This is a genomic window from Kitasatospora sp. NPDC127111, assembly GCF_042677465.1.
Lineage (GTDB): Bacteria > Actinomycetota > Actinomycetes > Streptomycetales > Streptomycetaceae > Kitasatospora.
Map to the genome: position 1 here is coordinate 1 of NZ_JBHXTG010000017.1, position 25,839 is coordinate 25,839.

Annotated in this window: 22 protein-coding genes and 1 pseudogene; 6 read left to right on the forward strand and 17 right to left on the reverse strand. The window is 74.6% G+C overall.

From position 1 onward, the window contains the following. Positions 1-72: 72 nt before the first annotated feature. From ACFVHB_RS13590 to ACFVHB_RS13600, 3 genes are all read right to left on the reverse strand, one after another. Complete coding sequence (locus ACFVHB_RS13590; protein ID WP_380319971.1) at positions 73-1,425, reverse strand: nitrate/nitrite transporter; 1,353 nt, start codon at positions 1,423-1,425, stop codon at positions 73-75. A gap of 73 nt (positions 1,426-1,498) precedes the next feature. Further along, positions 1,499-2,677 (reverse strand): M64 family metallopeptidase, encoded by a 1,179-nt coding sequence (locus ACFVHB_RS13595; RefSeq protein WP_380319974.1) that lies wholly within the window; start codon positions 2,675-2,677, stop codon positions 1,499-1,501. A gap of 256 nt (positions 2,678-2,933) precedes the next feature. Next, a complete protein-coding gene (locus ACFVHB_RS13600) occupies positions 2,934-4,166 on the reverse strand; it encodes a benzoate/H(+) symporter BenE family transporter (protein WP_380319977.1) in 1,233 nt (410 codons plus the stop codon). Positions 4,167-4,375: 209 nt separating this feature from the next. Between ACFVHB_RS13600 and ACFVHB_RS13605 the strand changes: the two genes are divergently transcribed. Together ACFVHB_RS13605 and ACFVHB_RS13610 are read left to right on the forward strand one after the other, a co-directional pair. Beyond that, on the forward strand, positions 4,376-5,293 hold the full coding sequence (locus ACFVHB_RS13605) for a hypothetical protein (protein WP_380319980.1): 918 nt from the start codon (positions 4,376-4,378) through the stop codon (positions 5,291-5,293). A 269-nt stretch (positions 5,294-5,562) separates the two neighbouring features. Beyond that, on the forward strand, positions 5,563-6,522 hold the full coding sequence (locus ACFVHB_RS13610; protein ID WP_380319983.1) for a hypothetical protein: 960 nt from the start codon (positions 5,563-5,565) through the stop codon (positions 6,520-6,522). A 76-nt stretch (positions 6,523-6,598) separates the two neighbouring features. Here ACFVHB_RS13610 and ACFVHB_RS13615 read toward each other — a convergent pair whose 3' ends face one another. Genes ACFVHB_RS13615 through pdhA form a run of 3 tightly spaced genes read right to left on the reverse strand, consistent with a single transcriptional unit; the run spans position 6,599 to position 10,178 of the window. Then, entirely contained in the window at positions 6,599-8,035 is a 1,437-nt protein-coding gene (locus tag ACFVHB_RS13615; RefSeq protein WP_380319986.1) for a dihydrolipoamide acetyltransferase family protein, read from the reverse strand. A 14-nt stretch (positions 8,036-8,049) separates the two neighbouring features. Next, complete coding sequence (locus ACFVHB_RS13620; protein WP_380319989.1) at positions 8,050-9,024, reverse strand: alpha-ketoacid dehydrogenase subunit beta; 975 nt, start codon at positions 9,022-9,024, stop codon at positions 8,050-8,052. Next, entirely contained in the window at positions 9,024-10,178 is a 1,155-nt protein-coding gene (pdhA, locus tag ACFVHB_RS13625) for a pyruvate dehydrogenase (acetyl-transferring) E1 component subunit alpha (protein ID WP_380319992.1), read from the reverse strand. Before pdhA ends, ACFVHB_RS13620 begins: the two co-directional genes overlap by 1 nt. Positions 10,179-10,557: 379 nt before the next feature. Between pdhA and ACFVHB_RS13630 the strand changes: the two genes are divergently transcribed. After that, complete coding sequence (locus ACFVHB_RS13630; RefSeq protein ID WP_380319995.1) at positions 10,558-11,217, forward strand: response regulator; 660 nt, start codon at positions 10,558-10,560, stop codon at positions 11,215-11,217. A gap of 78 nt (positions 11,218-11,295) precedes the next feature. Then, on the forward strand, positions 11,296-12,384 hold the full coding sequence (locus ACFVHB_RS13635) for a phosphotransferase (RefSeq protein ID WP_380319997.1): 1,089 nt from the start codon (positions 11,296-11,298) through the stop codon (positions 12,382-12,384). A gap of 9 nt (positions 12,385-12,393) precedes the next feature. Here the strand turns inward: ACFVHB_RS13635 and ACFVHB_RS13640 are convergent, their stop codons facing one another. From ACFVHB_RS13640 to ACFVHB_RS13660, 5 genes are all read right to left on the reverse strand, one after another. Beyond that, complete coding sequence (locus ACFVHB_RS13640; RefSeq protein ID WP_380320000.1) at positions 12,394-14,115, reverse strand: protein kinase; 1,722 nt, start codon at positions 14,113-14,115, stop codon at positions 12,394-12,396. Positions 14,116-14,227: 112 nt separating this feature from the next. Further along, entirely contained in the window at positions 14,228-15,631 is a 1,404-nt protein-coding gene (locus tag ACFVHB_RS13645) for a protein kinase (protein WP_380320003.1), read from the reverse strand. Positions 15,632-15,970: 339 nt separating this feature from the next. Continuing rightward, positions 15,971-16,579, reverse strand: coding sequence for a bacterial proteasome activator family protein (locus ACFVHB_RS13650; RefSeq protein WP_380320006.1), 609 nt, complete (start codon positions 16,577-16,579; stop codon positions 15,971-15,973). 235 nt (positions 16,580-16,814) lie between these two features. Further along, on the reverse strand, positions 16,815-17,831 hold the full coding sequence (locus ACFVHB_RS13655) for a hypothetical protein (protein ID WP_380320009.1): 1,017 nt from the start codon (positions 17,829-17,831) through the stop codon (positions 16,815-16,817). Positions 17,832-17,990: 159 nt separating this feature from the next. Further along, positions 17,991-18,968 (reverse strand): NAD(P)H-quinone oxidoreductase, encoded by a 978-nt coding sequence (locus ACFVHB_RS13660; RefSeq protein ID WP_380320011.1) that lies wholly within the window; start codon positions 18,966-18,968, stop codon positions 17,991-17,993. A gap of 182 nt (positions 18,969-19,150) precedes the next feature. Here ACFVHB_RS13660 and ACFVHB_RS13665 point away from each other — a divergent pair, with 182 nt between their 5' ends. Then, entirely contained in the window at positions 19,151-20,206 is a 1,056-nt protein-coding gene (locus ACFVHB_RS13665; RefSeq protein ID WP_380320238.1) for a potassium channel family protein, read from the forward strand. Positions 20,207-20,326: 120 nt separating this feature from the next. On the opposite strand, the gene ACFVHB_RS13670 is transcribed toward ACFVHB_RS13665, so the two are convergent. The 5 genes and pseudogenes from ACFVHB_RS13670 to ACFVHB_RS13690 all read right to left on the reverse strand — a co-directional run bounded on the left by ACFVHB_RS13670 (position 20,327) and on the right by ACFVHB_RS13690 (position 24,242). Then, positions 20,327-21,529 carry a molybdopterin molybdotransferase MoeA gene (locus ACFVHB_RS13670; RefSeq protein ID WP_380320241.1) on the reverse strand — a complete coding sequence of 401 codons (1,203 nt, stop codon included), beginning with the start codon at positions 21,527-21,529 and terminating at the stop codon, positions 20,327-20,329. Between the two features lie 5 nt (positions 21,530-21,534). Next, a pseudogene (locus tag ACFVHB_RS13675) lies at positions 21,535-21,817 on the reverse strand (DUF6457 domain-containing protein); the annotation flags it as partial. Positions 21,818-21,977: 160 nt separating this feature from the next. Further along, positions 21,978-22,559 carry a molybdenum cofactor guanylyltransferase gene (locus tag ACFVHB_RS13680; RefSeq protein WP_380320014.1) on the reverse strand — a complete coding sequence of 194 codons (582 nt, stop codon included), beginning with the start codon at positions 22,557-22,559 and terminating at the stop codon, positions 21,978-21,980. 23 nt (positions 22,560-22,582) lie between these two features. Continuing rightward, positions 22,583-23,512 (reverse strand): MBL fold metallo-hydrolase, encoded by a 930-nt coding sequence (locus ACFVHB_RS13685; protein WP_380320017.1) that lies wholly within the window; start codon positions 23,510-23,512, stop codon positions 22,583-22,585. 94 nt (positions 23,513-23,606) lie between these two features. After that, entirely contained in the window at positions 23,607-24,242 is a 636-nt protein-coding gene (locus tag ACFVHB_RS13690; protein ID WP_380320020.1) for an FMN-dependent NADH-azoreductase, read from the reverse strand. Between the two features lie 107 nt (positions 24,243-24,349). On the opposite strand from ACFVHB_RS13690, the gene ACFVHB_RS13695 reads away from it, so the two are divergent. Continuing rightward, positions 24,350-24,754 (forward strand): winged helix-turn-helix transcriptional regulator, encoded by a 405-nt coding sequence (locus tag ACFVHB_RS13695; protein ID WP_380320023.1) that lies wholly within the window; start codon positions 24,350-24,352, stop codon positions 24,752-24,754. A 122-nt stretch (positions 24,755-24,876) separates the two neighbouring features. On the opposite strand, the gene ACFVHB_RS13700 is transcribed toward ACFVHB_RS13695, so the two are convergent. Beyond that, positions 24,877-25,638 carry a polyprenol monophosphomannose synthase gene (locus tag ACFVHB_RS13700; protein ID WP_380320026.1) on the reverse strand — a complete coding sequence of 254 codons (762 nt, stop codon included), beginning with the start codon at positions 25,636-25,638 and terminating at the stop codon, positions 24,877-24,879. Positions 25,639-25,839: the final 201 nt, after the last annotated feature.

The window sequence follows — 25,839 nt, forward strand, 5'->3', positions numbered from 1 at the left end:
GCCCCGGTGGTGCGGGGGGGGGGCCCCGCGCGGGCGGGCCCCGGACCTCACCGGGCCGCCCGGCCGCCGCCGTCAGGACGCCGCCGCCACCTTCCGGCGCAGCCGCAGGATCATCAGCGTGCCCACCGCCAGCGGCACGTACTGCCAGCAGAACGCCCAGCGGAAGGCGGTGGCCGGGTAGCCGCCGGCGCCCTCCGGGGTGAGCAGGTCGAGCAGGACGCCGATCCCGAAGAGCGTGATCATCGTGCCGATGAAGCCGCCCATGTTGACGATGCCGGAGGCGGTGCCGAGCCGCTCGACCGGGTTGCGGGCGCGGGCGTAGTCCAGGCCGACCAGCGAGGCCGGGCCGTTGCTGCCCATCACCAGGATGATCGCGACCAGCAGCCAGAGCGGCGGCCGCCCGCCCGGCCAGGCCAGCACGAGGGCCCAGCCGGCCGCGGTGGTGGCGATCACGGCGAGCACGATCGGCATCCGGGCCCGGGCGGTGCGGGACAGCAGCCGGCCGAACACGAAGCCGAAGGTCATGTTGGCCAGCACCAGCAGCGTGAGCAGCCCGCCGGCCTCCGTGCGCGACATGCCCTGGCCCTCGACCAGGTAGGGCAGGCCCCAGAGCAGACCGAAGGCGTTCCCCGGGAACTGCGTGGTGAAGTGCACCCAGAGCCCGAGCCGGGTGCCGGGCTCGCGCCAGGCGAGCCGGACCTGCCGGCCGACGGCGGGCCGGGGCGCGGCCGGGCCCGGAACGGCGGTGACCGGCGGGCCGGGCGGGGCCTCCCGGAGGAAGAGCGCGACCAGCGCGAAGACGGCGGCGCCGAGCAGCGCGATCGCGGTGAAGGTGGGCGTCCACCCCTCGCTGTGCAGCGCCCGGGCGAGGACGACGGTGGTGACCAGGTTGCCGCCCATCCCGGCGAGGCCGGTGAGCTGGGCGACGAACGGGTTCTTCGCGGCCGGGAACCAGCGCGCGGCGATCCGCAGCACGCTGATGAAGGTCATCGCGTCGCCGCAGCCCAGCACCGCCCGGGAGGCCAGCGCGGGGACGAACGCCGAGCTGAAGGCGAAGGCCAGCTGCCCGGTGCTGAGCAGCAGGACGCCGAGCAGCAGCACCCGGCGCGGGCCGAACCGGTCGACCAGCAGCCCGACCGGTATCTGCATGGCCGCGTAGACCAGCACCTGGAGGATGGAGAAGGTGGAGAGCGCGGAGGCGCCGATGCCGAAGCGGTCGGCGGCGTCCAGTCCGGCCACGCCGAGGCTGGTGCGGTGGATGACGGCGAGCACGTAGACGCTGGCGCCGATGGCCCAGGCCAGCCACGCGGCGCGCCCGCCGGGGGGCGGCGGGACGCCGCCGCCGGCCGGGGGCGCGGGCTCGGCGGTGGAGCGGGGAGCGGGGACGGACTGGGGGCGGGCTGAACCGGCGGGCTCCACGGGCATAGTGCCCCCCAGGTTAGTCATCCCATCATTGGACGCCCAGCCCGGGGGCGAGCGGGGTCGGACACGAACCACCTCAGCCGGTCACCGTCCAGGACACCGACCTGGTCATGTACCGGTCGCGGAAGGCCTCGTCCCGGACCCAGTCGGTGGTGTCCCGGACGGTGGCCGTGACGGTGCTGCTGCGACCGGGCACCAGGTCGAGCCGGGCGGTGTCGAGCCAGCTGCGGTCCGCCGCCTGCGGCTCCACCGGGACGCCGTCCACCGTCCAGTCGACCTGGAGCTGCCGGGCCCCGGTCAGCGGCAGCGGGCGGACCTCAAGCCGCGGGCGGCCGGTGACCTCGCCCGGCGCGGGCACCGGCGCGTCGGTGGGCCGGACCCGGCGGTAGATCGCCTCGACGATGGCCTCCCGCGAGGGCAGGTTGTACGCCCCGCCGAGGGTGCGCATCACCGAGTCCGGGGTCGGCCGGTAGATCCCGTTGGCGCTCCGGTACGCCCCGACCGTCCCGGCCCCGTCCGGGGACTCCGCGCCCAGCCAGCGCCACCACTTGGACTGCTTGCGGCGCATCTCGTCCGCGTTGTCGGTGGAGAGGTTCGGGTACTCGGCGTCGTCCGGCGCGCTGTCGTACTCGTCACCGAGGTCCCCGACGGTGTGCCCTATCTCGTGCTGGATGATCCGCCCGGCGTCCGCGCTGCCGCCGGCCAGCGTGGTCACCCCGGTGCCACCCGCGCCGCCGTACTCGCTGGAGTTGGCCAGCGCGATCAGGTACTGCGGGCCCTCGTCGTCCCCGGCGTAGCGAGCGGTGGCGGCCTCGTCGGCGCAGAGCAGCCGGGCGGTGCCCTCGCACCAGAAGTGCATGCCGAGCGGGGTGGCGGGATTGCGGCCCCGGCTCTCGGTCTCGGCGATGCCGGAGACCGGGGAGACCACCTCGACCCTCCTTATGTTGAAGAACCCCTGGTAGCTGCGGAACGGCTCGATGTCCATCAGCGCCCGCCAGGCCCGGTCGGCCTGCTGGCGGAAGAGGTCCTGCTCGTCGGAGGTGTAGCCGTCGCCAAGCAGGACCAGGGTGATCCGGTTGGCCGGGTCCCCGGTGCGCCTTATGTCGACGGTCGGGGCGGTGCCGGCGGCGCGCAGGTCGGCCCGCTGCACGCTGTGCGGCGGCACCGCCCGGTCGGCGGGCGCGCCGGGCCCGATCACGCCGAAGGGCGAGGGGCCGGCCAGCTCCAGGGCGGAGGGCAGGACGGCGGTGGACACCAGCACGAGCGCGGCCAGACTCCGGACGAGACGGCCAGGGTTGCCAGGCGGCATACGGGTGCGTCCTCGGGGATCCGGTCACCCGGCGTCGCCCGGGTGGTGGACGCGTAGCCGTACCCGGCCCGGCGTGTCTCCCCATCCTGTCCGGCGAAAATGTCACCGACCTGGACGAACGACCGGGATCGTCCCGGTCATACCGATGAGTCCGACCAGGTGGTCGTTCCTCACCGACCGTGACCTCCGCCGGCCACCCGGCTCAGCCCTTCCGTCCCGGCCGCACCTCGATCACCAGGTGGACGGCCAGGCCGAACAGCAGGCCCCAGAACGCCGAGCCGATGCCGTACAGGCTCATCCCGGACGCCGTCGCCAGGAAGGTCACCACCGCCGCGTCCCGGCCGCGCTCCTCGGCGACCGCCGCGGCCAGGCTGCCCTGCAGCGAGGCCAGCAGCGCGACCCCGGCGATCACCGCGATCAGCTCCTTCGGCAGGCCGGTGAAGAGGCTCACCAGCACGCCGCCGAAACTGCCCACCAGCAGGTAGAGCGCGCCCGCCGACATCCCGGCGACATAACGACGGCGCGGGTCGGGATGACTCTCCGGGCCGGCGCAGATGGCCGCGGTGATCGCCGCCAGGTTGACGCCCGGCGAGCCGAACGGCGCCAGCAGGACGGAGAGCCCGCCGGTGGCCCCGATCAGCAGCCGGTCGTCCGGCCGGTAGCCGAAGGCCCGCATCACGCCCAGGCCCGGCGCGTTCTGCGAGGCCAGCGCGACGATGGTGAGCGGCAGCGCCAGCCCCACCATGGCCGGCCAGGAGAACGCGGGAACGGTCAGCACCGGCCGGGTCGGACCACCCGGGCCGAGGTGCAGCGGCAGCCCGACGGTGACGGCCGCCAGCACCGCGCCGGCCAGCAGCGCGGCCGGCACGGCGTACCGCGGCGCCAGCCGCTTCGCCAGCAGGAAGGCCGCGAAGCTGCCGAGCACCAGGGCGGGCGCGCCCTTCACCGCGCCGAAGATCCCGGCGCCGAAGGAGAACAGGATGCCCGCCAGCATCGCGTTGACGATCCCGGCCGGGACCGCCGCGATCAGCCGCCCGAACAGCCCGGTCACCCCGAACAGCGCCACCACGACCGCGCTCACCAGGAAGGCACCGACCGCCTCCCGGTAGGGGTACGCGCCGAGGCTGGTCACCAGCAGCGCGGCACCCGGGGTGGACCAGGCGGTGATCACCGGCGTCCTGGTCCACCAGCTGAGCAGCAGGCAGGTCAGCCCGCTGCCGATCGACACCGCCCAGATCCAGGAGGCGGTCTGCGCCTCGTCGAGCCGCCCGGCGGCGGCCGCCGCGAGCACCACCACCAGCGGTCCCGAGAACGACACCACGATGCACACCAGCCCGGCCAGCAGCGCCGGGACAGACGCGTCCCGGCGCAGCGACCGACGTTCCCCGCTCGCGACCGGTGTCGTCTCCGGTCGGATCGTCAGCTCATCCGTCATCCCGGCAGTATCCCGAAGCACCCCTCCGAAGACTTCCGAAAAAAGTTTTGAACCCACCTGCAACCCCCGGCGGGGATGCACGTCTGTACATGTGAAGGGCAACGGAGAGCGAGACCGGCGAAGCCGGGGGGCGCCACCGCTCGACAGGAGCGGCGCCGGTCACCTTCACCTCACACACCCGCACCACCATGACCCTGGGGAGACACGTCATGCGCAAGTCCGTTATCACCACTTCTGCGAAGAACGTCCGCTCGCTCTCCGCCCACCGCCGCCTCGCCACCATCGCCGCCACCGCCGTCCTCGCCGGCGGCATCCAGTTCCTCACCACCGACACCGCCTCGGCCGCCGACGCCGGCCAGGCCGCCAACCCCGGCTCCGCCCCGACGGCGTCCGCGGCGGTGCACAACGGCCACGTTCAGGCCGGGCTCTTCATGACGAAGTCCCTGAGCATCACCGCCGGCGGTCCGAAGGTCGAGATCCCGATCGAGGTGGTCAACTTCACCGGGGCGCCGTACCGCAACGTGACCGCCGGGGTGGCCTTCCGCAACACCGTCGACACGACCAACCTGGAGGCCGGCATGCTGACCGTCGAGGTGCACACGCCCCAGGGCTGGCGGAAGGTCTCCCTCGGACGCTCCTCCGACGGGTTCATCGGTGCGGAGACCCCGTACGGCGAGCCGCTGCAGGACGGCCGGGCCACCCACTTCACCTTCCGCGTCGGCCTCTCCGCCACTGCCCCGCACAGCCTGACCCGCATCCAGGTCAACATCTCCGGCTCGGCCGAGGACAACCACGGCGACTACCAGGAGAACGAGATGTCCGTGGTGCACCCCGCCGCCCCCGCCAAGCCCACCCCCTCGAAGACCGCCAAGCCCGCCCCGGCCAAGCCCTCGGCCAAGCCGAGCCCCGCCGCCGAGCCGGCCGCCGACACCACCACCGCGGCCCCCACGGCCCCCGAGGCCACCCCCACCACCGCGCCGGCCACCACCGCGCCCGCGGGCACCCCCGAGCTGGCCCACACCGGCTCCTCCGAGCGCAACACCTTCCTCGCCGCCTCCTCGGCCGCCTTCCTCGCCCTCGGCGCGGGCGTCCTGATCGCCGTGCGCCGGCTGCGACCCCAGCGCTAGTCAGAAGCACGGCCCCCAGGGGCCCGTCCTCGTACGCCGGTACGAGGACGGGCCCCTCGCCGTCCCCCCACCCCACCGAAGCCGACGCGAAAGATCCCGAAAAAGCTTTGAACCCACCTGCAACCCCCGGCGGGGATGCACGTCTGTACATGTGAAGGGCAACGGAGAGCGAGACCGGCGAAGCCGGGGGGCGCCACCGCTCGACAGGAGCGGCGCCGGTCACCTTCACCTCACACACCCGCACCACCATGACCCTGGGGAGACACGTCATGCGCAAGTCCGTTATCACCACTTCTGCGAAGAACGTCCGCTCGCTCTCCGGCCGCCGCCGCCTCGCCACCATCGCCGCCACCGCCGTCCTCGCCGGCGGCATCCAGTTCCTGACCACCGACGCCGCCTGGGCCGCCGACGCGGGCCAGGCCGCCAACCCCGGCTCCGCCCCGACGGCGTCCACGGCGGTGCACAACGGCCACGTTCAGGCCGGGCTCTTCATGACGAAGTCCCTGAGCATCACCGCCGGCGGCCCGAAGGTCGAGATCCCGGTCGAGGTCGTCAACTTCACCGGGGCCCCCTACCGCCACGTCACCGCGGGAGTGGCCTTCCGCGACACCGTCGACATGATCGGCCTGGACTCCACCATGATGACCGTCGAGGCACTCACGCCCCAGGGCTGGCGGAAGGTCTCCCTCGGGCACTCCTCCGACGGCTTCCTCGGCGGGGAGAGCCCGTACGGCGAGCCCCTGCAGGACGGCCGGGCCGCCCACTTCACCTTCCGCGTCGGCCTCTCCGCCACTGCCCCGCACGGCCTGACCCGCATCCAGGTCAACGTCTCCGGCTCGGCCGAGGACAACCACGGCGACTACCAGGAGAACGAGATGTCCGTGGTGCACCCCGCCGCCCCCGCCAAGCCCGCCCCGGGCAAGCCCACCCCCTCGAAGACCGCCAAGCCCGCCGCCGGGGCCACGCAGACCCAGGCCCAGCCCGTCGCCGACCGCACCCCGGCCCCGGTCGCCGCGGCGGCCGTCCCGGCCCCGGCCGCCGCGGCCGTCGTCCCGGCCGTGGCGGAGCCCGCCACCCCGCTGGCCGACGCCGGGCCGACCACCGGTGCCCCCGAGCTGGCCCGGACCGGTGTCGACGCCGGGTGGTTGACCGCCGCCGTCGGCGCCGTCCTGCTCGCGCTCGGCGCGGGCGCCCGGTTCGCCGCGCGCCGGCTGCGTCCCCGGCGCTGACCGGCCCGCGGGCACGAGAAGGGGCCCTCCTCCGCACCACCGCGCGGAGGAGGGCCCCTTCATCGGTTCCGGGTCGTCAGCCCCAGGTGATCAGGCGCTTCGGGCGCTCCAGCAGCGCGGCCACGTCGGCCAGCACCTTGGAGCCCAGCTCCCCGTCCACCAGGCGGTGGTCGAAGGAGAGCGCCAGCGTGGTCACCTGACGCGGGACCACCTTGCCCTTGTGCACCCACGGCAGTTCCCGGACCGCGCCGAAGGCGAGGATCGCGGCCTCGCCCGGGTTGAGGATCGGGGTGCCGGTGTCGACGCCGAAGACGCCGACGTTGGTGATGGTGACCGTGCCGCCCTGCATGTCGTTCGGCGAGGTCTTGCCCTGGCGGGCGGTGTCGATCAGCTCGCCGAGCGCGGTCGCCAGGCCGGAGAGGGTCTTGCCGCCCGCGTCCTTGATGTTGGGGACGATCAGGCCGCGGGGGGTGGCCGCGGCGATGCCGAGGTTCACCTGGCCCTTGATGACGATCTCCTGGGCCGCCTCGTCCCACTGCGCGTTGATCTCGGGGTGGCGCTTGATCGCGGTGAGCAGCGCCTTGGCGACCAGCAGCAGCGGGCTGACCCGGACGTCCCGGCCCAGTTCGCCGCTCTCCTTGAGCCGGCGGACGAACTTCATCGTGCGGGTGACGTCGACCTGGACGAACTCGGTGACGTGCGGGGCGGTGAAGGCCGAGGCCACCATCGCCTGCGCGGTCGCCTTGCGAACGCCCTTGATCGGCACCCGGACGTCGCCCGTGGTCGTGGCCGGCACGGCCACCGGGCCCGCGACGGGCGCCTCGGCCGGCTCGGCCACCGGGGCCTGGGCCGCCGCGGCGACCGCGGCCGCCGCCGAGGCGTGCGCGTGCACGTCCTCGCGGGTGATCACTCCGGCCGGGCCGGTCGGGGTGACGGCCCGCAGGTCGACGCCGAGGTCCTTGGCCAGCTTGCGCACCGGCGGCTTGGCCAACGGTCGGTCACCGGAGGGCTGTTCGGGCACCACCGGCACGGCCACCGGAGCCGGGGCGGCCGGGGCCGGCACCGGGGCGACGGGCGCCGCCGGGGCCTTGGCGGCCACCGTGGTGGTCGTCCGGCGGGCCCGGCGCTGGGTGCCGCCGGTCCGCGGACCGTAGCCGACCAGCACCTCGCGCCGCTCCGGCTCGGCCGGCTCGGCCTTCGCGGGGGCGGCCGCCGGCACGGCGGCGGGAGCGGCCGGGGCCGCGGCGGGGGCGGCGCCCGCCACCGCGACCGAGATGATCACGGTGCCGACGTCGACCGTCGCGCCCTCCGGGAAGAACAGCTGCTCGACCACCCCGTTGAACGGGATCGGCAGCTCCACGGCGGCCTTGGCGGTCTCCACCTCGCAGACGACCTGGCCGTCCGTCACGGTGTCGCCGGGCTTGACGTACCAGCTGAGGATCTCGGCCTCGGTGAGGCCCTCGCCCACGTCGGGCATCTTGAACTCGCGGAGCGAGCGAACTTCGGTGGTCATCTTCGCTCCCCGGTTCAGTACGCGAGCGCGCGGTCGACGGCGTCGAGCACGCGGTCCAGGTCGGGCAGGAAGGCTTCCTCGACCCGGGACGGCGGGTACGGCGCGTAGTAGCCGCCGACCCGCAGGACCGGCGCCTCCAGGTGGTAGAAGCACCGCTCGGTCAGCCGGGCGGCCAGCTCGGCGCCCATGCCCATGAAGACCGGCGCCTCGTGCACCACGATGCCGCGGCCGGTCCGCTTGACCGACTCCTCCAGGGTGGCGAAGTCCACCGGGGAGAGCGAGCGCAGGTCCACGACCTCCAGCCGGCGGCCGTCCTCCTCGGCGACCGCGGCGGCCTCCTGGCAGACCTTGACCATCGGGCCGTACGCGATCAGCGTCGCGTCGGTGCCCTGGCGGACCACCCGGGCCGAGTGCAGCGGGAACATCGGGTCGTCTCCGACCTCGCCCTTGTCCCAGTAGCGGCGCTTGGGCTCCAGGAAGATCACCGGGTCGTCCGACTCGATGGACTGGCGGAGCATCCAGTGCGCGTCGTGCGCGCTGGAGGGGGTGACCACCCGCAGGCCGGCGGTGTGCGCGAAGTACGCCTCGTGCGACTCGCTGTGGTGCTCGACCGCGCCGATGCCGCCGCCGTACGGGATGCGGACGGTGATGGGCAGCTTCACGTGACCGAGCGCACGGGCGTGCATCTTCGCCAGCTGGGTGACGATCTGGTCGAAGGCCGGGTAGACGAAGCCGTCGAACTGGATCTCGACCACCGGGCGGTAGCCGCGCAGCGCGAGGCCGATCGCGGTGCCCATGATGCCGGACTCGGCGAGCGGGGTGTCGATCACCCGGTCCTCGCCGAAGTCCTTCTGGAGCCCGTCGGTGATCCGGAAGACGCCACCGAGCTTGCCGATGTCCTCGCCCATCAGGACGGTCTTCGGGTCGTTCTCCAGCGACTTGCGCAGCGCGTCGTTGAGCGCCTTCGCGATGCTGAGCTGACCGGCCATCAGAGGTTCTCCCCCGCCTCGAAGGAGGCCGCGTACTCGACGTACTCGGCCCGTTCCTCATCGACCAGCGCGTGCGGCTCCGCGTAGACGTGGTCGAAGATCAGGGTCGGGTCCGGGTCCGGCATGCTGCGCACGCCCTCGCGGACCCGCAGCCCGAGCTGCTCGCTCTCGGCGTCGATCGAGGCGAAGAACTCCTCGTCGGCCAGGCCCTCCTTCTCCAGGTGGGCCTTGAGCCGGGTGATCGGGTCCTTGGCCTTCCAGGCCTCGGTCTCCTCGGCCTGCCGGTAGCGGGTCGGGTCGTCGGAGGTGGTGTGCGCGCCCATCCGGTAGGTGAACGCCTCGATCAGCACCGGGCCGTTGCCGCTGCGGGCGTGGTCGAGCGCCCAGCGGGTGACGGCCAGGCAGGCCAGCACGTCGTTGCCGTCGACCCGGACGCCCGGGAAGCCGAAGCCGGAGGCGCGGCGGTACAGCGGGATCTTGGTCTGGTTGGTGGTGGGCTCGGAGATCGCCCACTGGTTGTTCTGGCAGAAGAAGACCACCGGGGCGTTGTAGACCGAGGCGAAGGTGAAGGCCTCGTTGACGTCGCCCTGGCTGGAGGCGCCGTCGCCGAAGTAGGCGATCACCGCGTCGTCCGCGCCGTCCTTGGTGATGCCCATCGCGTAACCGGTGGCGTGCAGGGTCTGCGAGCCGATCACGATGGTGTAGAGGTGGAAGTTCTTCTCGTTCGGGTCCCAGCCGCCGTGGTTCACACCGCGGAACATCCCGAGCAGGTTCAGCGGGTCGACGTCGCGGCACCAGGCCACACCGTGCTCGCGGTAGGTCGGGAAGGCGTAGTCGCCGGTGCGCATGGCGCGCCCGGAACCCACCTGGGCCGCCTCCTGGCCGAGCAGCGAGGCCCACAGGCCCAGCTCGCCCTGGCGCTGCAGCGCGGTCGCCTCGGCGTCGAACCGGCGCACCAGCACCAGGTCGCGGTAGAGGGCGCGCAGCTCGTCCGGAGTCGTGGTGAGCGGGTAGTCCGGGTGCTCGACCCGCTCGCCTTCCGGGGTGAGCAGCTGTACGAGCTCCGGCTGGGCGTCCGTACCCGTGGCGCGGAGGGTGTCAGGGACGCCGGGGGCCGCCTTCTTGCGAGCCCTCGCCGTGCTTTTGACGGTCACGTTCACTCCTCGGTCTGTCCGGCCGCCCGGGGTCGCCGGTGACCGGTCCGGTCACCGCCTCGCGGGGCGCGCGTGGGTGTGCGCACCTACTGCGGGGCAGGTGGTGATCCTTTTCCGACGGCGTCCCTCACGAGAACGTTACCCAGCGGCAGCCCCTGGCGCCCTTGCGCTAGGACGTCCTACTTGTTGGGCTTCGACAACTGCGGGTGTGGCGCAGCTCTCAATTCGGTCGCCTTCAGGACACCAGCGCACGTTATCCGGGCGGAGCCCTCCGCGTAAGGGGGTTACGGGCATCGGTTTGGACTGCTCTGGCCGGATAGCGATCCCGGTCCGGTGCGGGCGATAGGTCTTTCGTAGGGTGATATGGGAGGCTTTGCGGGTGACTGATAACGGACAAATCAGGGTATTCCTCCTCGACGACCACGAGGTGGTCCGGCGGGGTGTGCACGAGCTGCTCTCGGTCGAGGACGACATCGACGTGGTCGGCGAGGCCGGCACCGCCGCCGAGGCGCTCACCCGGATCCCGGCCGTCCACCCCGACGTCGCGGTGCTCGACGTGCGCCTGCCGGACGGGAACGGCGTCGAGGTCTGCCGGGAGGTCCGCTCCCGGCAGCCGGAGATCAAGTGCCTGATGCTGACCTCGTTCTCCGACGACGAGGCGCTGTTCGACTCGATCATGGCGGGCGCCTCCGGCTACGTCCTGAAGGCGATCCGCGGCACCGACCTGATCACCGCCGTCCGGGACGTCGCGGCCGGCCGGTCCCTGCTCGACCCGGTGGCGACCAGCCGGGTGCTGGCCCGGCTGCGCAGCGGCGGCGAGAAGGAGGACGAGCGGCTGGCCCAGCTCACCAAGCAGGAGCGGCGCATCCTCGACCTGATCGGCGAGGGGATGACCAACCGCCAGATCGGCAACGAACTGCACCTCGCCGAGAAGACGGTGAAGAACTACGTCTCCAGCCTGCTCGCCAAGATGGGCATGGAGCGGCGCACGCAGGCCGCCGCCTTCGTGGCCCGTCACCAGGCCGACCAGCAGCACTGATTCGACCCGATCGTCTGTCGTCTACACATAACTGACGGTTTGTCAAGGGACCCCGCCGAGGGGCCCTACTCTCAGGCTGTGACTTTCAGCCAGACCCTCGCCTGTGCCCCGGCCCGCCCCGACCTCTCCGCACCCCCGATAGGGACCCTCAGCCCGCCCGTCCCGCACCCCGCTCTGGCCGAGGTCCTGCGCCGCTACCGGGTCGGGCGGCTGCTGGCCGCCGAGCCCGTCGCCGAGGGCCTGCTGAACCGGGGTTACCGCGTCCGTGCCGAGGCCGGCACGTACTTCCTGAAGTGCTACGTCGACGCCGCCACCGCCAACCGCACCGCGATCTCCGACCACCACCGCGCGATGGCCGCGCTGAACGCCCTCGGGCTGCCCGTCGCTCCCCCGCTCGGCTGCGGCGAAGAGCCCGGCACGGTGGCCGCGTTCGGCGGTCGGCTGTTCGCGCTCTTCCCCTGGGTGGATGGCCGACACCAGCACGGTACCGAGCTCTCCCTGCCGCAGTGCGACGCGCTCGGCGCGCTGCTCGGCCGACTGCACGGCGCGCTGGACGACGTCTGCGCCCCGGTCGCGCAACCGGCCGGCTACCGCACCGCCGACCCGCTGGACAGCGCCGCCCTCGCCCGCGACCTCCGGCTGCGGGCCCGGAACCACCGCCCGCACGGCGAACTGGACGTGCTCGCCGAGCGGCGCCTCACCGAGCGGCTCGACCTGCTCGCCGAGTACGCCCACCGGCGCCCCGCCCCCCAGGCCGCCCCGCCCACCGGCTGGACGCACGGCGACTTCCACGGGCTGAACCTGCTGCACCGGGACGGCCGGATCTCGGCCGTCCTGGACTGGGACAAACTGGGGCCGCAGCCGCGCGCCGAGGAGGCCGTGCGGGCCGCCACCCTGGTCTTCAACGACCGGACGACGGGCGTGCTCGACCTCGTCCGGGTCCGGCACTACTCGCAGGCCTACCGGGCCACCGGGGCCGCCACCGCGGAGCACCTGGCGGCCGCCGTGCACCGGGTCTGGTGGGAGCGGCTCAACGACTTCTGGATGCTCCAGTGGCGCTACCAGCGGGCCGACCACCGGGCCGACCCGCTCTACCCCGCCTCCGCGGGCCAGTTGGCGTGGTGGTGCCAGGAGTACGAGCAGGTCCTGGACGCCTTCGCCAACTGACCCGGGCGGTCAGGGGACCGCCGGGACGGTGGGGGTGGTGGCCGGCTTCGACGGCGGCGGCATCGTTCCGGTCTGGCCGGGCCCGCCGCTCGGCGTGCCGGTCGCCCCGCCCGTCGGGGTGCCGGTCGAGGTCGGGGTGCCGGTCGCCGTCGTGGTGGCCGTCGCCGACCTGGTGCCGGTGGGCGTCATGGTCGGCTGCGTGGTGTGCCGGCCGGACGGCTGGCTGGCCGCGGGGCTCTGGTTGTTGTTGTCGGTCGGCTGGGACGGCCGCCGGCTGTTGCTCTGCGTCGTCGGCGCCGTGGTCGAGGTCGGGCCGGTGCTCGGCGCGGTGGTCTCGGTGGCGGCAGGCGTCGAGACGGAGGCGCTCGGCGTCGAGTTGTGGTTGTTCCCGCCACCGCCGCCGGTGAGCGCGAGCGCGATGCCGACACCCGCCGCGACCAGCACCGCCGCGGCCCCGGCCACCCAGCCCCACGGGCCGCGCCGCCGGTCGTGGCCGTCGTCGTCGCCGCCCGAGCCGTCGTCGCCGCCGTACGGTCCGCCGGGCGCCTGGTAGGGCGTGGCCGGGGTGTGCGGGCCGCCGGGCCCCGGGTACGGGAGCATCGTCGTCGCTTCGCCCGAACCGCCGATGCCGCCGCCGAGCACGGCCGTCTCGTCCGTGCCGATCACCGGGTTGGCACCGCTGTGGCCCAGGGCCGCCAGCCCGGCCGCCGCCGCCCAGGCCCCGCCGGCACCGTGCATCTCGCGCAGCGCGTGCTGGAGGTGGGCGCGGAACTCGTCGGCGTCCTGGAAGCGGTCGTCCGGGTTCTTCGCCAGCGAGCGCAGCACCAGCGGGTCGAGCGCGGCCGGCACCCGCGGATTGGCCTGCGAGGGCGGCACCGGCGGGTCCTGCACGTGCTGGTAGACCACCGAGAGCGGCGTGTCACCGGTGAACGGCGGGCGCAGCGTCAGCAGTTCGTAGAGCATGCAGCCGGCCGCGTACAGGTCGGAGCGGTGGTCGACCGGCTTGCCGAGGGCCTGCTCGGGCGAGAGGTACTGCGGGGTGCCCATGACCATGCCGGTCTGGGTCATGGTGCTGGCGGTGCCGGTCAGCGCGCGGGCGATGCCGAAGTCCATCACCTTGACCGCGCCGGTGGTGGTGATGATGACGTTGGCCGGCTTGATGTCGCGGTGGACGATGCCGTGCCGGTGGCTGTAGGCGAGCGCCTCCAGCACCCCGGCGATGATGATCAGCGCCTGGTCGACCGGCGGCTCCTCCTCGTCGACCAGCAGCTCGCGGACGGTCCGGCCCTCGACCAGCTCCATGACGATGTACGGCGTCGACTCGTCGCCGACGTACTCCTCGCCGGTGTCGTAGACGGAGACGATCGAGTGGTGGTTCAGCGCCGCGACGGCGTGCGCCTCGCGGGTGAACCGCAGCCGGGCGATGTCGTCCTGGGCGAGCTCGCCGCGGAGCAGCTTGACGGCGACGGTCCGGCCGAGCCGGATGTCCTGGGCGGCGAACACCTCGGCCATGCCGCCGCGGCCGAGCCGGTGGGTCAGCCGGTAGCGGCCGTCGCCGACCGTGCCGAGCGGGGCCGCGGTGCCCCGGCCCGGGGTCTGCGGGCCGCCGCCGTACGGCGGGAGCGCGGTGGTGGCGGCGTCGCTACCGGCGTCGGGAGTCCTCGGGGCCCCGCCGGCCGGACCGGCCGCCCGGGCACCTTCGTCGTCGTCCGGCTGCTGCGTCTGTGCCATCGCTCCTCGCCCCGGGCCTTCGCTCGGATCGCGGTGCCCTGTCGCTTCGTATTCCCCGAACGCTACCGCCTCCGGCTGTCCCCCGTAGCACGCCCGATCCGGACGGAACGCATCAGAGCAGGCCATGCCGGTCGGCCGGGGCGTCCAGGTACAGGACGGTGGCCGTCCGCTCGGCGCTGCGCGAGCTGGGGCTGGTCTTGGTGTCCTTCTCGGCCTTGGTCACCACGATCGCGATGATGATGATCGCCAGCACGATCACGCCGAGGATGATGCCGACGATCACCAGGGCCGTGGAGCAGCCTCCGCTGCTGCTCGACGCGGGAGCCGGCTGGAACGGCGGCATCGGCTGCGGCATGGGCTGCGGCGGCGGGGTGTGCGCCTGCTGCGGGAAGGGCGGCGGGGTCTGGAACGCCGGCGGGGGCGTCTGGAACGCCGGCGCCGGCGTGTGGAAGGCGGGCGGCGGCGTGTGGAAGGCCGGCGGCGGGGTCTGGAAGGCGGGCGGCGGCGTCTGGTACTGCGGCTGCCCCCCTTGCTGGAGGAACTGCGGCTGGGGCGTCTGCGGCGCGGCGTGCGCCGAGCGCGGGCCGTCGGTGATCACCAGCGGCGTGCTGGCCTGCAGCTGGCTGGCGCCGCCGCCCTTCTCCGCCGCCATCAGCCGCTCGGCCTCGTCGCGCATCGCGGCCGCGGTCGGGAACCGGTGCGCCGGGTCCTTGCGCAGCGCCTGGGCGACGAAGGCGTCCACCGCCGGGCTGACCGCCCGGTTGATCGTGGACGGCGCGACCGGCTCCTCCTGGACGTGCTTGTAGGCGATCGAGAACGCCGAGTCGCCGTCGAAGACCAGCTGTCCGGTGAGCATCTCGAAGAGCATCACGCCGACCGAGTAGAGGTCGGAGCGGGCGTCCACCGGCTTGCCGAGCGCCTGCTCGGGCGAGAGGTACTGCGGGGTGCCGACCACCATGCCGGTCTGGGTCATCGACGTGACGCCGGAGTCCAGCGCGCGGGCGATGCCGAAGTCCATGACCTTGACGGTGCCCTTGCGGTCGAACATCACGTTGCCGGGCTTGATGTCACGGTGGACCAGGCCCTGGTCGTGCGAGGCCTCCAGCGCGTTCAGCACGCCGACGGTGATCCGCAGCGCCTCGTCGACCGGCATCGCGCCGTACTGCGCGACCGCCTCGTTGATCGCGTCCCGCAGGCCCTTGCCGTCGACCAGCTGCATCACGATGAACGGCGTGCTGGAGCCGTCCGGGGCGATGTCCTCGCCGCTGTCGTAGACCGTGACGATGTTGGTGTGCTCCAGCCGGGCCACCGACTGCGCCTCGCGGCGGAACCGCTCCTTGAACGTCTCGTCCCGGCCCAGCTCGGCGTGCATGCTCTTCAGCGCGACCTGGCGGTCCAGCACGTTGTCGTAGGCGAGGTGCACGGAGGCCATGCCGCCCTCGCCGAGCACCCGCTGCAGCACGTACCTGCCGTTGCCCAGGGAGTGGCCCTCGACCGCGTTGCCGTGCTCGCTCATGGTCCTCTGCTCCCCCTCGGCGCGGCCGTGCCGCCGCGACCGTGTGACGTTCGGTCTCGTCCGTGCGTGTCCGGGCCCGGCGCCCTCGGCCGGCCCGCCCCTGTCGCGTTGCTCGCCCGGCCCGCGACAGGGGCCCAGGGTATCGGCTCGCGGCGACACCGATCGGCGCAGGGCCGACACTGTGTCCGAGCCGCGACCGACGACCCGTCGTACTGCGTGCGGTGGTGCGTCCGGTACCGGATCGTGGCGGTACGTCCGAACACCCGGACCGCGGTGCGCCCGGCGCCCGGCCCGCCGCCGGCCGGCCCGCGGTGGCCGGGCGCGGTGGGCCCGGCCCGGCTACAGGTACGGGCCGGAACGGATCCCGCGGCCCTCGCCCGGCTCCTCGCCCTCCTGCTCACCGCCGTGCAGGCCGGGCGGCAGCGCCCGGCGCATCTGCTCCAGCTGTGCGCGCGCCGCCATCTGCTGGGCGAACAGCGCGGTCTGGATGCCGTGGAACAGCCCCTCCAGCCAGCCGACCAGCTGGGCCTGCGCGATCCGCAGCTCGGCCTCGGTGGGGATCGAGTCCTCGGTGAACGGCAGCGACAACCGCTCCAGCTCGGCGACCAGTTCGGGCGCCAGGCCGAGCTCCAGCTCCTTGATGGAACTGGCGTGGATGTCCTTCAGCCGGGCGCGGCTGGCCTCGTCGAGGGGGGCCGCCCGCACCTCCTCCAGCAGCTGTTTGATCATGCTGCCGATCCGCATGACCTTGGCGGGCTGCTCCACCATCTCGGTCACCGGCAGTTCGCGCGGCCCGTCGGGGTCGTCGTCCCCCGCGGACGCGGCGAAACCCTGGCCCACCGGCAGCCCGTCCGGTCCGACGATCAGCACCTTCTGGCCGTCCTGCGACTGCCCGCCCATGGCCTGGTGGAGCTCCTGCGGCGAGCGCTCGTTCATCGGATTCGTCATGAACAACATTCTCCCTCACTGGGGTTGGTCGGACGGAAGCCCCCGGTCGCACCGCCGTCGGCCGGTTCCGCCCGCCACCGCGCACGACGCTACGCCCCCGCGCGGCGGCCCGGCATCCGTACGGATACTCAGTTCGCGCGGGGGCGTGCGGGAGAACGCGCGGGACGGCGACGCGGGACAGCGGCGTGGGACAGCGGCGTGGGGACGGCCGCGCGGGGGACGGCGGCGCCCGGGCTCAGCCCTTGCGCAGGCGCAGGCCGATCAGGCCCAGGCCGCAGCCGATCAGGCCGAGGCCGGCGCCCAGCGGCAGCTGCGTCGTGGAGGCGTCGCCCCAGCGGGCCGGCACCACGACCGGCGGGACCGCGACGGCCTGCTGGGCCGCCGTCCCGGCCGCCAGCGTCGCGCTGTCGGGGGCTGCGGCGGCGTCCTCGGCCGGGCCGCCGGCCCCGCTCTCGGCGGGGTCCGCCCCGGTGGCGGGCCGGTCCGCCCCGGCGGACTGCCCGGGCACCTCGGCCCCGCGTCCGGGGGCCCGGTACGGCGCGCGGTCGGGGACCGTCCCGGCGCGCTCGGGCGCCGAGGCGGGCCGGTGCCGGTGCCCGGTCGTGTCCCACGCCGCCCACGGGCCGGCGGCCGGCCCGGGCCAGGGGCGGCCGCCCAGGTGCTGCGGCGGCGCGGCGGCCGGGCCGGACACGGCCGACGAGGGCTGCGCGACCGGGCCCGGGACGGGCTCCGCGCTCACCGTGGGTGCGGACGGGCCGGTCGGTGCCGGCGGTCCGCCCGGGGCGGCGGTCGCCGTCGGCGAGGCCTCCGGGGACGGCCCGGCGGAGGGCGGGAGCCCGGTCGCGGACGCGGTCGCGGTGGTGGCTCCCGCGGACGGCGAGCCGGACCGGACGGGACCGGTGGCCGGCCCGTCGGGGCCCGCGGGCCCCGACGGCTCGGCCGGGCCGGACGGCTGGACGGCCTCGGCGGGACCGGTGGCCTCGGCCGGGCCGGACGCGTCGGACGACGGACCCGACGGGAGGGACGCCCCCGCGCCGGCCGACTGCTCCGCGGGCCCGGCCGACTGCTCCGCGGGCCCGGCCGGCGCCGCCAGCGCCGGCGCCCCGACGCCCAGCGGCACGGTGAGTCCGAGCACCGCCACCGCGAGCAGCAGGCGAAGCCGGTGGCCGCCCCGGCGACGGTTGCCCGGGGTGCGACGGCGGGAGCGCGCGGCGGGCAGCGGCCCGAGGGACGTCTTCGAAGGTGCGGCCACGGTCGAGGTCCTTCCGACGGCCGACCGCGCACGGGCGGGGTCGGCGGCGGGACAGCTCCCGACCAGATTCACACAATCCGACATTCCGGGCATTTCGAACGGCTGTGCACCAACCGCCCCGCCGGCCACGCCGCCCGCCGCCGTGGGCCGGGGGCCAGGTCAGGCCCGCAGCACCACCTTGCCGACCTGCTCGCCCGCCTCCAGCGCCCGGTGCCCGGCGGCCGCCTCGGCCAGCGGCAGCACCCGGTCGATCACCGGCTTCACCACCCCGGACTCGACCAGCGGCCAGACGTGCTCGCGCACCGCCGCCACGATCGCGGCCTTCTCGGCCAGCGGCCGCCCGCGCAGGTTGGTCGCGATCACCGCGCCGCGCTTGCGCAGCAGCGCGTTGAGGTCGAGCTCGCCCTTCACCCCGCCCTGCAGCCCGATGATCACCAGCCGGCCGTTCACCGCCAGCGCGTCCACGTTCCGCTGCAGGTACTTGGCGCCCATGATGTCCAGGATCACGTCCGCCCCGGCGCCGTCGGTGGCCTCCCGGAGCGCCGCGACGAAGTCCTGCTCGCGGTAGTCGATCAGGATGTCCGCCCCCAGCTCCGCACACCGGGCCAGCTTCGCCGCGCTGCCCGCCGTCACCGCCACCCGGGCGCCGACCGCCTTGGCCAGCTGGATCGCCATCGTCCCGATGCCGCTGGCGCCGCCGTGCAGCAGCACCGTCTCGCCCGGCCGCAGGTGGGCGGTGAGGAAGACGTTGGACCAGACCGTCGAGACCACCTCGGGCAGCGCGGCGGCCTGCTCCACGGTGAGCCCCTTCGGCACCGGGAGCAGCTGCCCGGACGGCACCGCGACCAGCTCCGCGTAGCCGCCGCCGCTCAGCAGCGCGCACACCTCGTCGCCGACCGCCCAGCCCGCCACCCCGGGCCCGAGGGCGACGATCCGGCCGGCGCACTCCAGCCCCGGGTACGGCGAACTGCCGGGCGGCGGGTTGTAGAAGCCCTGCCGCTGGAGCAGGTCGGCACGGTTGACCGCGGAGGCCGCCACCTCGACCAGCACCTCGCCCTCGCCGGGCACCGGATCCGGCACCTCGGCCCAGACCAGCGCCTCGGGCCCGCCGGGTTCAGGAATCGTCATCGCATGCATGCCCCGAAGCTACTGCGTACCGGGCGCCCCCTCGCGACGGACGCCCCACGGTGACGGCCGGACGTCGACACGCCGGGGCGGCCCCGGCAGGGCCTCCACCACTCCGCCGCCACGCCATTCTTGACGACGTGACGAAAGGCGAGCAGCCCTCCGGGGCACGGCGGACCGGCCTCCGGCAGCGGCTGTCGGAGCGCCGCGCCGGCCGAACGGCGCCCGACGTCGAGGCCGGCGACCGGGTCGTCCTCCCGGCGCGGAGACCGCGGGCACCGCTGCGCCAGGTGTCCGGGCGGCTGCTGCTGGCGCTCGCCCTGCTGGTGGCCACCGCCGTGATCGTCTGGCTGGACCGCGACGGCTACCACGACAACGCCGACGGGAGCCTGAGCTTCCTCGACTCGGCGTACTACGCCACCGTGACGCTCTCCACCACCGGGTACGGCGACATCACCCCGTTCAGCGACAGCGCCCGGCTGACCAACATCTTCGTGATCACCCCGCTCCGCGTGCTCTTCCTGATCATCCTGGTCGGCACCACGCTCGAAGTGCTCACCGAACGCACCCGCCGGCAGTGGCGGCTCGGACGCTGGAGGTCCGCAGTGAGGGAACACACCGTCGTGATCGGCTACGGCACCAAGGGCCGCAGCGCCGTCGACACCCTGCTCGGACAGGGCGTGCGCCGGGCCGAGATCGTGGTCGTCGACCCGCAGCGCAAGGTGATCGAGCAGGCCACCCTGGACGGCCTGGCCGGCGTGGTCGGCGACGCCACCCGCACCGACACCCTGTTGCGCGCCGAACTCCCCCGTGCCTCCCGGGTGGTGGTCGCCCCCGAACGCGACGACACCGCCGCGCTGATCACCCTGACCGCCCGCCAGCTCAACAAGGGCGCCACCGTGGTCGCCGCCGTCCGCGAGGACGAGAACGCCCCGCTGCTGCGGCAGAGCGGCGCCGACGTCGTGGTCACCAGCTCCAGCTCGGCGGGCCGCCTGCTCGGCATGTCGATGCTCAGCCCGCACGCCGGCGCGGTGATGGAGGACCTGCTCACCTACGGCACCGGCCTTGACGTCTACGAGCGCCCGGTCACCCGGGACGAGGCCGGGCGCAGCCCGCGCGAGTGTGCCGATCTGGTGGTCGCGGTGGTGCGCGGCCGACGGCTGCTCAGGTACACCGACCCGGAGGCCGCCACCCTCCGGCTCACCGACCGGATCATCACCATCAGGCCGGCCGTCCCGCCGGGCGGTTGAGGCCGGTGACCCGCTCCGGGCCGCTCACGGGGCAGGTCACCCGCTCGCGCACCGGCCCGCTCAAGGGTCCGCTCAAGGGTCCGCTCAAGGGATCGCTCAAGGGATCGCTCAAGGGGTCACTCAAGGGGTCGCCAGCAGCTCCACCGTCCCGCCGGCGGCCACGCCGCCGGGCGGCACCACGGCGAGCGCCTCGGCCCGGGCCAGGCCGCGCAGCATCGCCGGGCCGTCGAAGGCCAGCGGGACGGCGCCGCGCACGGTCCGACGGACCGGCAGCAGCCGGGTGTCGGCGGGGTGACCGGGCAGGTCGACGGCGGCGGGGGCGAGCACCGGCTCGCCGGCCGACCGGCCGCCCAGGGCGTGCAGCAGCGGCAGCGCCAGCGTGACCGTGCCGGCCACCGCGGCCAGCGGATTGCCGGGCAGGCCCACCAGGTGGCGGCCGCCGGGCAGCCCGGCGAGCAGCATCGGATGGCCCGGGCGGACGGCGACGCCGTCCACCAGCAGGTGGGCGCCGGCCTCGGCGAGCGCCCGGTGCAGGAAGTCGACCGGCCCCGCGGCCGTCCCGCCGGTGGTCACCACCACGTCCGCGGTGGAGTGCCGGACGGCGTCCCGGAGCAGGCCGAAGTCGTCCCGGACCGCCCGCACCCCGCCCACCTCGGCGCCGGCCGCGCGCAGCCACGGCGGCAGCAGCGGGCCGAGCGCGTCCCGGACCAGACCGGGCCGCGGCAGGCCGGCGGCGAGCAGTTCGTCGCCCAGCACGAGCAGCTCGACCACCGGGCGGCGGCGGACGGCCAGCCGGTCGTGGCCGCAGGCCGCGGCCAGGCCCAGGACGGCCGGGCCGACCGGCGTGCCGGCCGGCAGCAGCGCCTCGCCCCGGCGGCACTCCTGGCCGCGCGGCCGCACGTCCTGACCGGTGGTCAGCGAGCCCGGGGTGCGGTCGTGCAGCAGGCCGGCGGCCCGCTCGCCGTGCTCGCGGCGGAGCACCGCGGTGGCGCCGGGCGGGAGCTGCGCGCCGGTGGCGATCTCCACGGCCGCGCCGTCGGCCAGCGGCTCCGCCCGCTCACCGGCCAGCAGCCGGCCGGCCACCCGCCACGGGCCGGGGCCGGCGACCGCCCAGCCGTCCATCGCCGAGGTGTCGAAGGCGGGCAGGTCGGTGAGCGCGGTGAGCGGCTCGGCGAGCGTGCGGCCGAGCGCGTCGGCCAGGTCCAGCAGTTGCGGGGGCAGTGGACGCAGTCCGGCCCGGCGGGCGGTCTCCCGGGCCTGCGCCCAGCCGAGCGTCGCCGGGACGTCGGTACGGAACCGGCCGAGCACGGGGTCCTCCTCCACGGTGCTCACGGCTGGTCCGGCCCGGCCGCCGCGGCCCAGCGCTCGGCCAGCTCGGCGGTCCGCCGGGACGCCTCGGCCACCGCCGCCGGGCCGCCGCCCCGCTGCGCGGCCGCGTAGCCGACCAGGAAGGCGGTCAGCGGCGCGGCGGGCCGGGCCACCCCGTGGGCGACCACCCGGGCGAGGTCGAGCAGTCCGTGGACGTCGACGTCCAGGTCGATCCCCAGCTCGGTCCCGACCTCGGCGATCCAGTCATCCAGCGTGCGCTCCATGGGCCCCATGCTGCCTGATCACCGGTTTCCCCGGGACGTTTGCCCGGTGAGCGGCGCGCGTCGTTTCCCTCACGCGGCCCCGGAGGCGCCGTGAGCCCGGCCCCGGAGACGCCGTGAGCCCGGCCCGGAGACGCCGTGAGCCGGGGCCCGTGAGGCCCCGCGGCCCCGTGGAAGCCCCGCTACCCGCCTTCGCGCTCGCGGGCGCGCTCCAGGTCCTCCCAGGTGTCGCAGTCGTAGGTGACGTCGTCGGTGTCGGCCAGCCGCAGCGTGCGCAGGCCGCCGGTGAGGCGGCGCAGCGGCAGGCCGGCCGGGTCGCCGGCGGCGGCCAGCGCGGTGCGCAGGGCCGCGGTGCGGTAGGCGGCGGCGAGCGGCTGGTCGCGGCCGGCGGCGTCGACCAGGACGACGGCCTCGGTGTCCGGTTCCGCCCCTGCGAGGGCGGTGACGAGCCGGCCGACGGTGCGCTCGTCCAGGAACGGCAGGTCGGCGGCGAGCAGCAGCACGATCCCGGCCGTCACCTCGGCGAGGCCGGCCGCGACGGCCGCCACCGGCCCGCCGCCGGGCGGCTGTTCGCGGGTCCAGCGCACCGCGGCGCGGGCGGTCGGCCGGGCCGGGCCGACCACCACGGTGGTGCGGGCTCCGACGCAGGCGGCGAGCACCCGGTCGAGCAGCGTGGTCTCGCCGACCGTGAGGCCGGGCTTGTCCGCGCCGCCGAGCCGCCGGGCGGCGCCGCCGGCGGGCACGATCACGTCGTACGGCGTCATGCCGCCAGTATCCGCCCGGCGGTTCAGGCCTCGGGCTCGTCCTCCACGATCTCCGCGTCGACGATGCCGTCGTCCTCCTCGGCCGCGGCCCGGGGCCGGGCGGTGTTGGCGGCGGCGCCCAGCTCCAGGATGGCCGGCAGGGTCAGCTCCCCGTACCGCTCGTTCATCGCGGTGACCAGCCCCTCCGGATCGTCCGGGTACGCGGCCAGCAGCCGGTCGAAGTCCTGCAGGTACTCGCCGGTGAAGGCGAGCACCCGGGCGGCCTCGTCGCCCCGGTCGGGCGCCCGGTGGCCGGCGATCACCCGCTGGGCGCCGAGCCCGGCGATCCGGCCGAGGTTGCGCGTCCAGGCGGTGCGCTGCTCCGGGGTGGTGTCGGCCGTCCAGACGTGGGTGCCGTTGTAGACGAAGTCCCCGGCGATCACGGTGCCGATGCTGGGCACGTGCACCACGGTGGAGTCGCCGCAGTCGCCCTGGCCGAGCAGCAGCACCGGGATCACCTGGCGGTCGATCATCAGCGGCTGGGGCAGCAGCGGGGCGGGCACCAGCGGGTGGTCGGGGATGTCGTCGCCGTACACCGGCTTCCACTGCGCGACCTTGGCGGCGGCGGTCCGCAGGATGCCGTCGACCACCGGCGGCGCGGCGAGCAGCTGCGCGTCCGGGAAGAGCTTCAGCACCTCCTCGGCGCCGAAGTAGTGGTCGGGGTGCTGGTGGGTGACGACGATGGCGAGCAGGCGGCGGCCCTTCCCCGCGACCCACTCCGCCAGTTCGCGGCCGGCGCTGCGGGTGAGCTGGGCGTCGACCAGGATCGCGGTGCGCTCGCCGAGGATCAGCGTGGACGTCGCGAAGAAGGCCGACTCGGGGCCGGTGAAGACGGCGACCTCCAGCGGCCGGGCCCCGGCGGGGCCGGTGCCGTCGACGGCGTCGGCACGCTCCTCGGGCGGGGACGGCGTCACTGGTGGCTCCTCGGGTCGGCGGGTCGGACTCCCTGCGCCCTACAGCATGGGAGCACGACCCGCCGATTCCCCGTCAGACACGCCCGGGCGCCGCTCAGGCGGCGAGCGCCTTGGCCTTGCGCGCCGCGTCCTCCAGCGCCCGCGCCTTGGAGTCGGCGGCCTGCTGGACGAAGTCGGCCATCGCCGGGACGGTCGCCGCCAGGGTGAACTCGGGGACGATGAAGTCGACCTCCAGCCCGAGCATCCCGGTCAGCACCTTCTCCAGGTAGGTGGTGACGAACTCGTAGGGCTCGCGCGGGGCGCCGGGCGCGTACGAGCCCCCGCGCGCCGCCACCACCGTCACCGGCTTGCCGGCCGCCGAGGGGCTGTCCCCCGCCGTGCGGCCCATCAGGATCACCTGGTCCAGCCAGGCCTTGAGGCTGGACGGGATCGTGAAGTTGTACATCGGCGTGCCGATCACGATGGCGTCCGCCTGCTCCAGCTCGGCCATCAGCTCCTCGCGCAGGGCGAGGGCGGCCGCCTGCTCGGGGCTCTGCTGCCCGGCCGGGGTGAACGCGGCGGAGATGCCGTGGGCGTCCAGGTGCGGCACCGGCCGGGCGGCGAGGTCGCGGTAGACCACCGTGCCCTCCGGGTGCTGGGCCTGCCAGGCGGTGCGGAAGGCGGCCGAGACCTCGCGGGAGACGGAGCCGTCGGTGAAGGCGGACGAGTCGAGGTGCAGCAGCGTGGGCATGAGGGGACCTCCATCGAATAAGTAGCTGCTCTTTCCCCCGCAGCTGCAGCTACAGTAGCAGCTTACTTTTCTGCAGTCACTGGGGGCGGGCCAGGTAGGCTGTACGCATGGCCCAGCACGAGGTAGCGACCGACGGGATCGACGCGCTCCCCGAGACGTGTACGGCGACGCCCGTCTGCACCGGCGGGGAAGTGGCGCTGACCCGCGTCTTCACCCTGCTCGGCAAGCGCTGGACCGGCCTGATCCTGGCCGTGCTCACCAACAACGGGCCCGGTTACTTCTCCGAACTGCGCCGGACCGTCCCCGGCATCAGCGAGCGCATGCTCTCCGACCGGCTCACCGAGCTGGCCGACGCCGGGCTCGTCCTGCGCCAGGTCGACGAGGGCCCGCCGCTGCGCGTCAGCTACCGCCTCACCGAGGCCGGCGCCGCGCTGCGCCCCGCGCTCACCGAGCTCGCGCTCTGGGCCGAGCAGCACCTGCCGGCCAGCGCGCTCAAGCCGGGCGGCTGCTGAGCCCGCCCACGCGAGCCCGCCCCGACGCGCGAACCCCCTCCGGACAGCCGAAAGCGCTCGGGCCCGCCTGTGGAGAACAGGCGGGCCCGAGCGCTTTCAGGTCCGATGACCGGAGGAGGCGGTCAGCCCTTCCGGCCGGTCAGCTTGGCGAGCCGGTCGGCGACACCCCAGGAGGTGACCCGCAGGAGCGCCTCGATCACGATGTGCCGGCTCATCTTGGAGGCACCCAGCTCGCGCTCGACGAAGGTGATCGGCACCTCGGCCACCTTGAAGCCGGCCTTCACCGTCCGCCAGGCCAGGTCCACCTGGAAGCAGTACCCGGCCGAGGCGACCTCCTCCATGCCCAGGCCGAGCAGGGTCTCCTTGCGGAACGCCCGGTAGCCGCCGGTGACGTCCCGGATCGGCACGTTCAGCATCAGGCGCGAGTACGTGGAGCCGCCGCGCGAGAGCAGCAGGCGCGACTTCGGCCAGTTGACCACCCGGCCGCCCGGCACCCAGCGCGAGCCGAGCACCAGGTCCGCGCCGCGCAGCGCGCCCAGCAGCCGGTCCAGCTCCTCGGGCTGGTGCGAGCCGTCCGCGTCCATCTCGACCAGGACGTCGTAGCCGTTGTCGATGCCCCAGCGGAAGCCGGCCAGGTAGGCGGCGCCCAGCCCCTCCTTGCCCCGGCGGTGCATGACGTGCACGTTCGGGTCCTCGGCGGCCAGCTTGTCGGCCAGCTCGCCGGTGCCGTCAGGGCTGTTGTCGTCGGCGACCAGGACGTGGGCCTCGGGCACCGCGGCACGGACCCGGCCGACGATCCGCTCGACGTTCTCCGCCTCGTTGAACGTCGGGATGATCACCAGCACCCTGCCGAGATCAGCAAAACTCTGCTGGTTCACGGTCACGTACAAACCTCTCGGCCGGTGGCGGGAAGTGCCAGTCACCGTTGCCCGCACTCTGAACGCAGTCCCCGCCGGCGTCCCGCCGACCTGGAAACCACTGTGGAAAACACTGCGTCCTGGCATCCTACTACCGCCCTCTCGCCCCACCGGTACGGCTGCGGCACTCCCCGGCGGCCCCGGCCGTTTCCCCGACGGCGGCGCCGG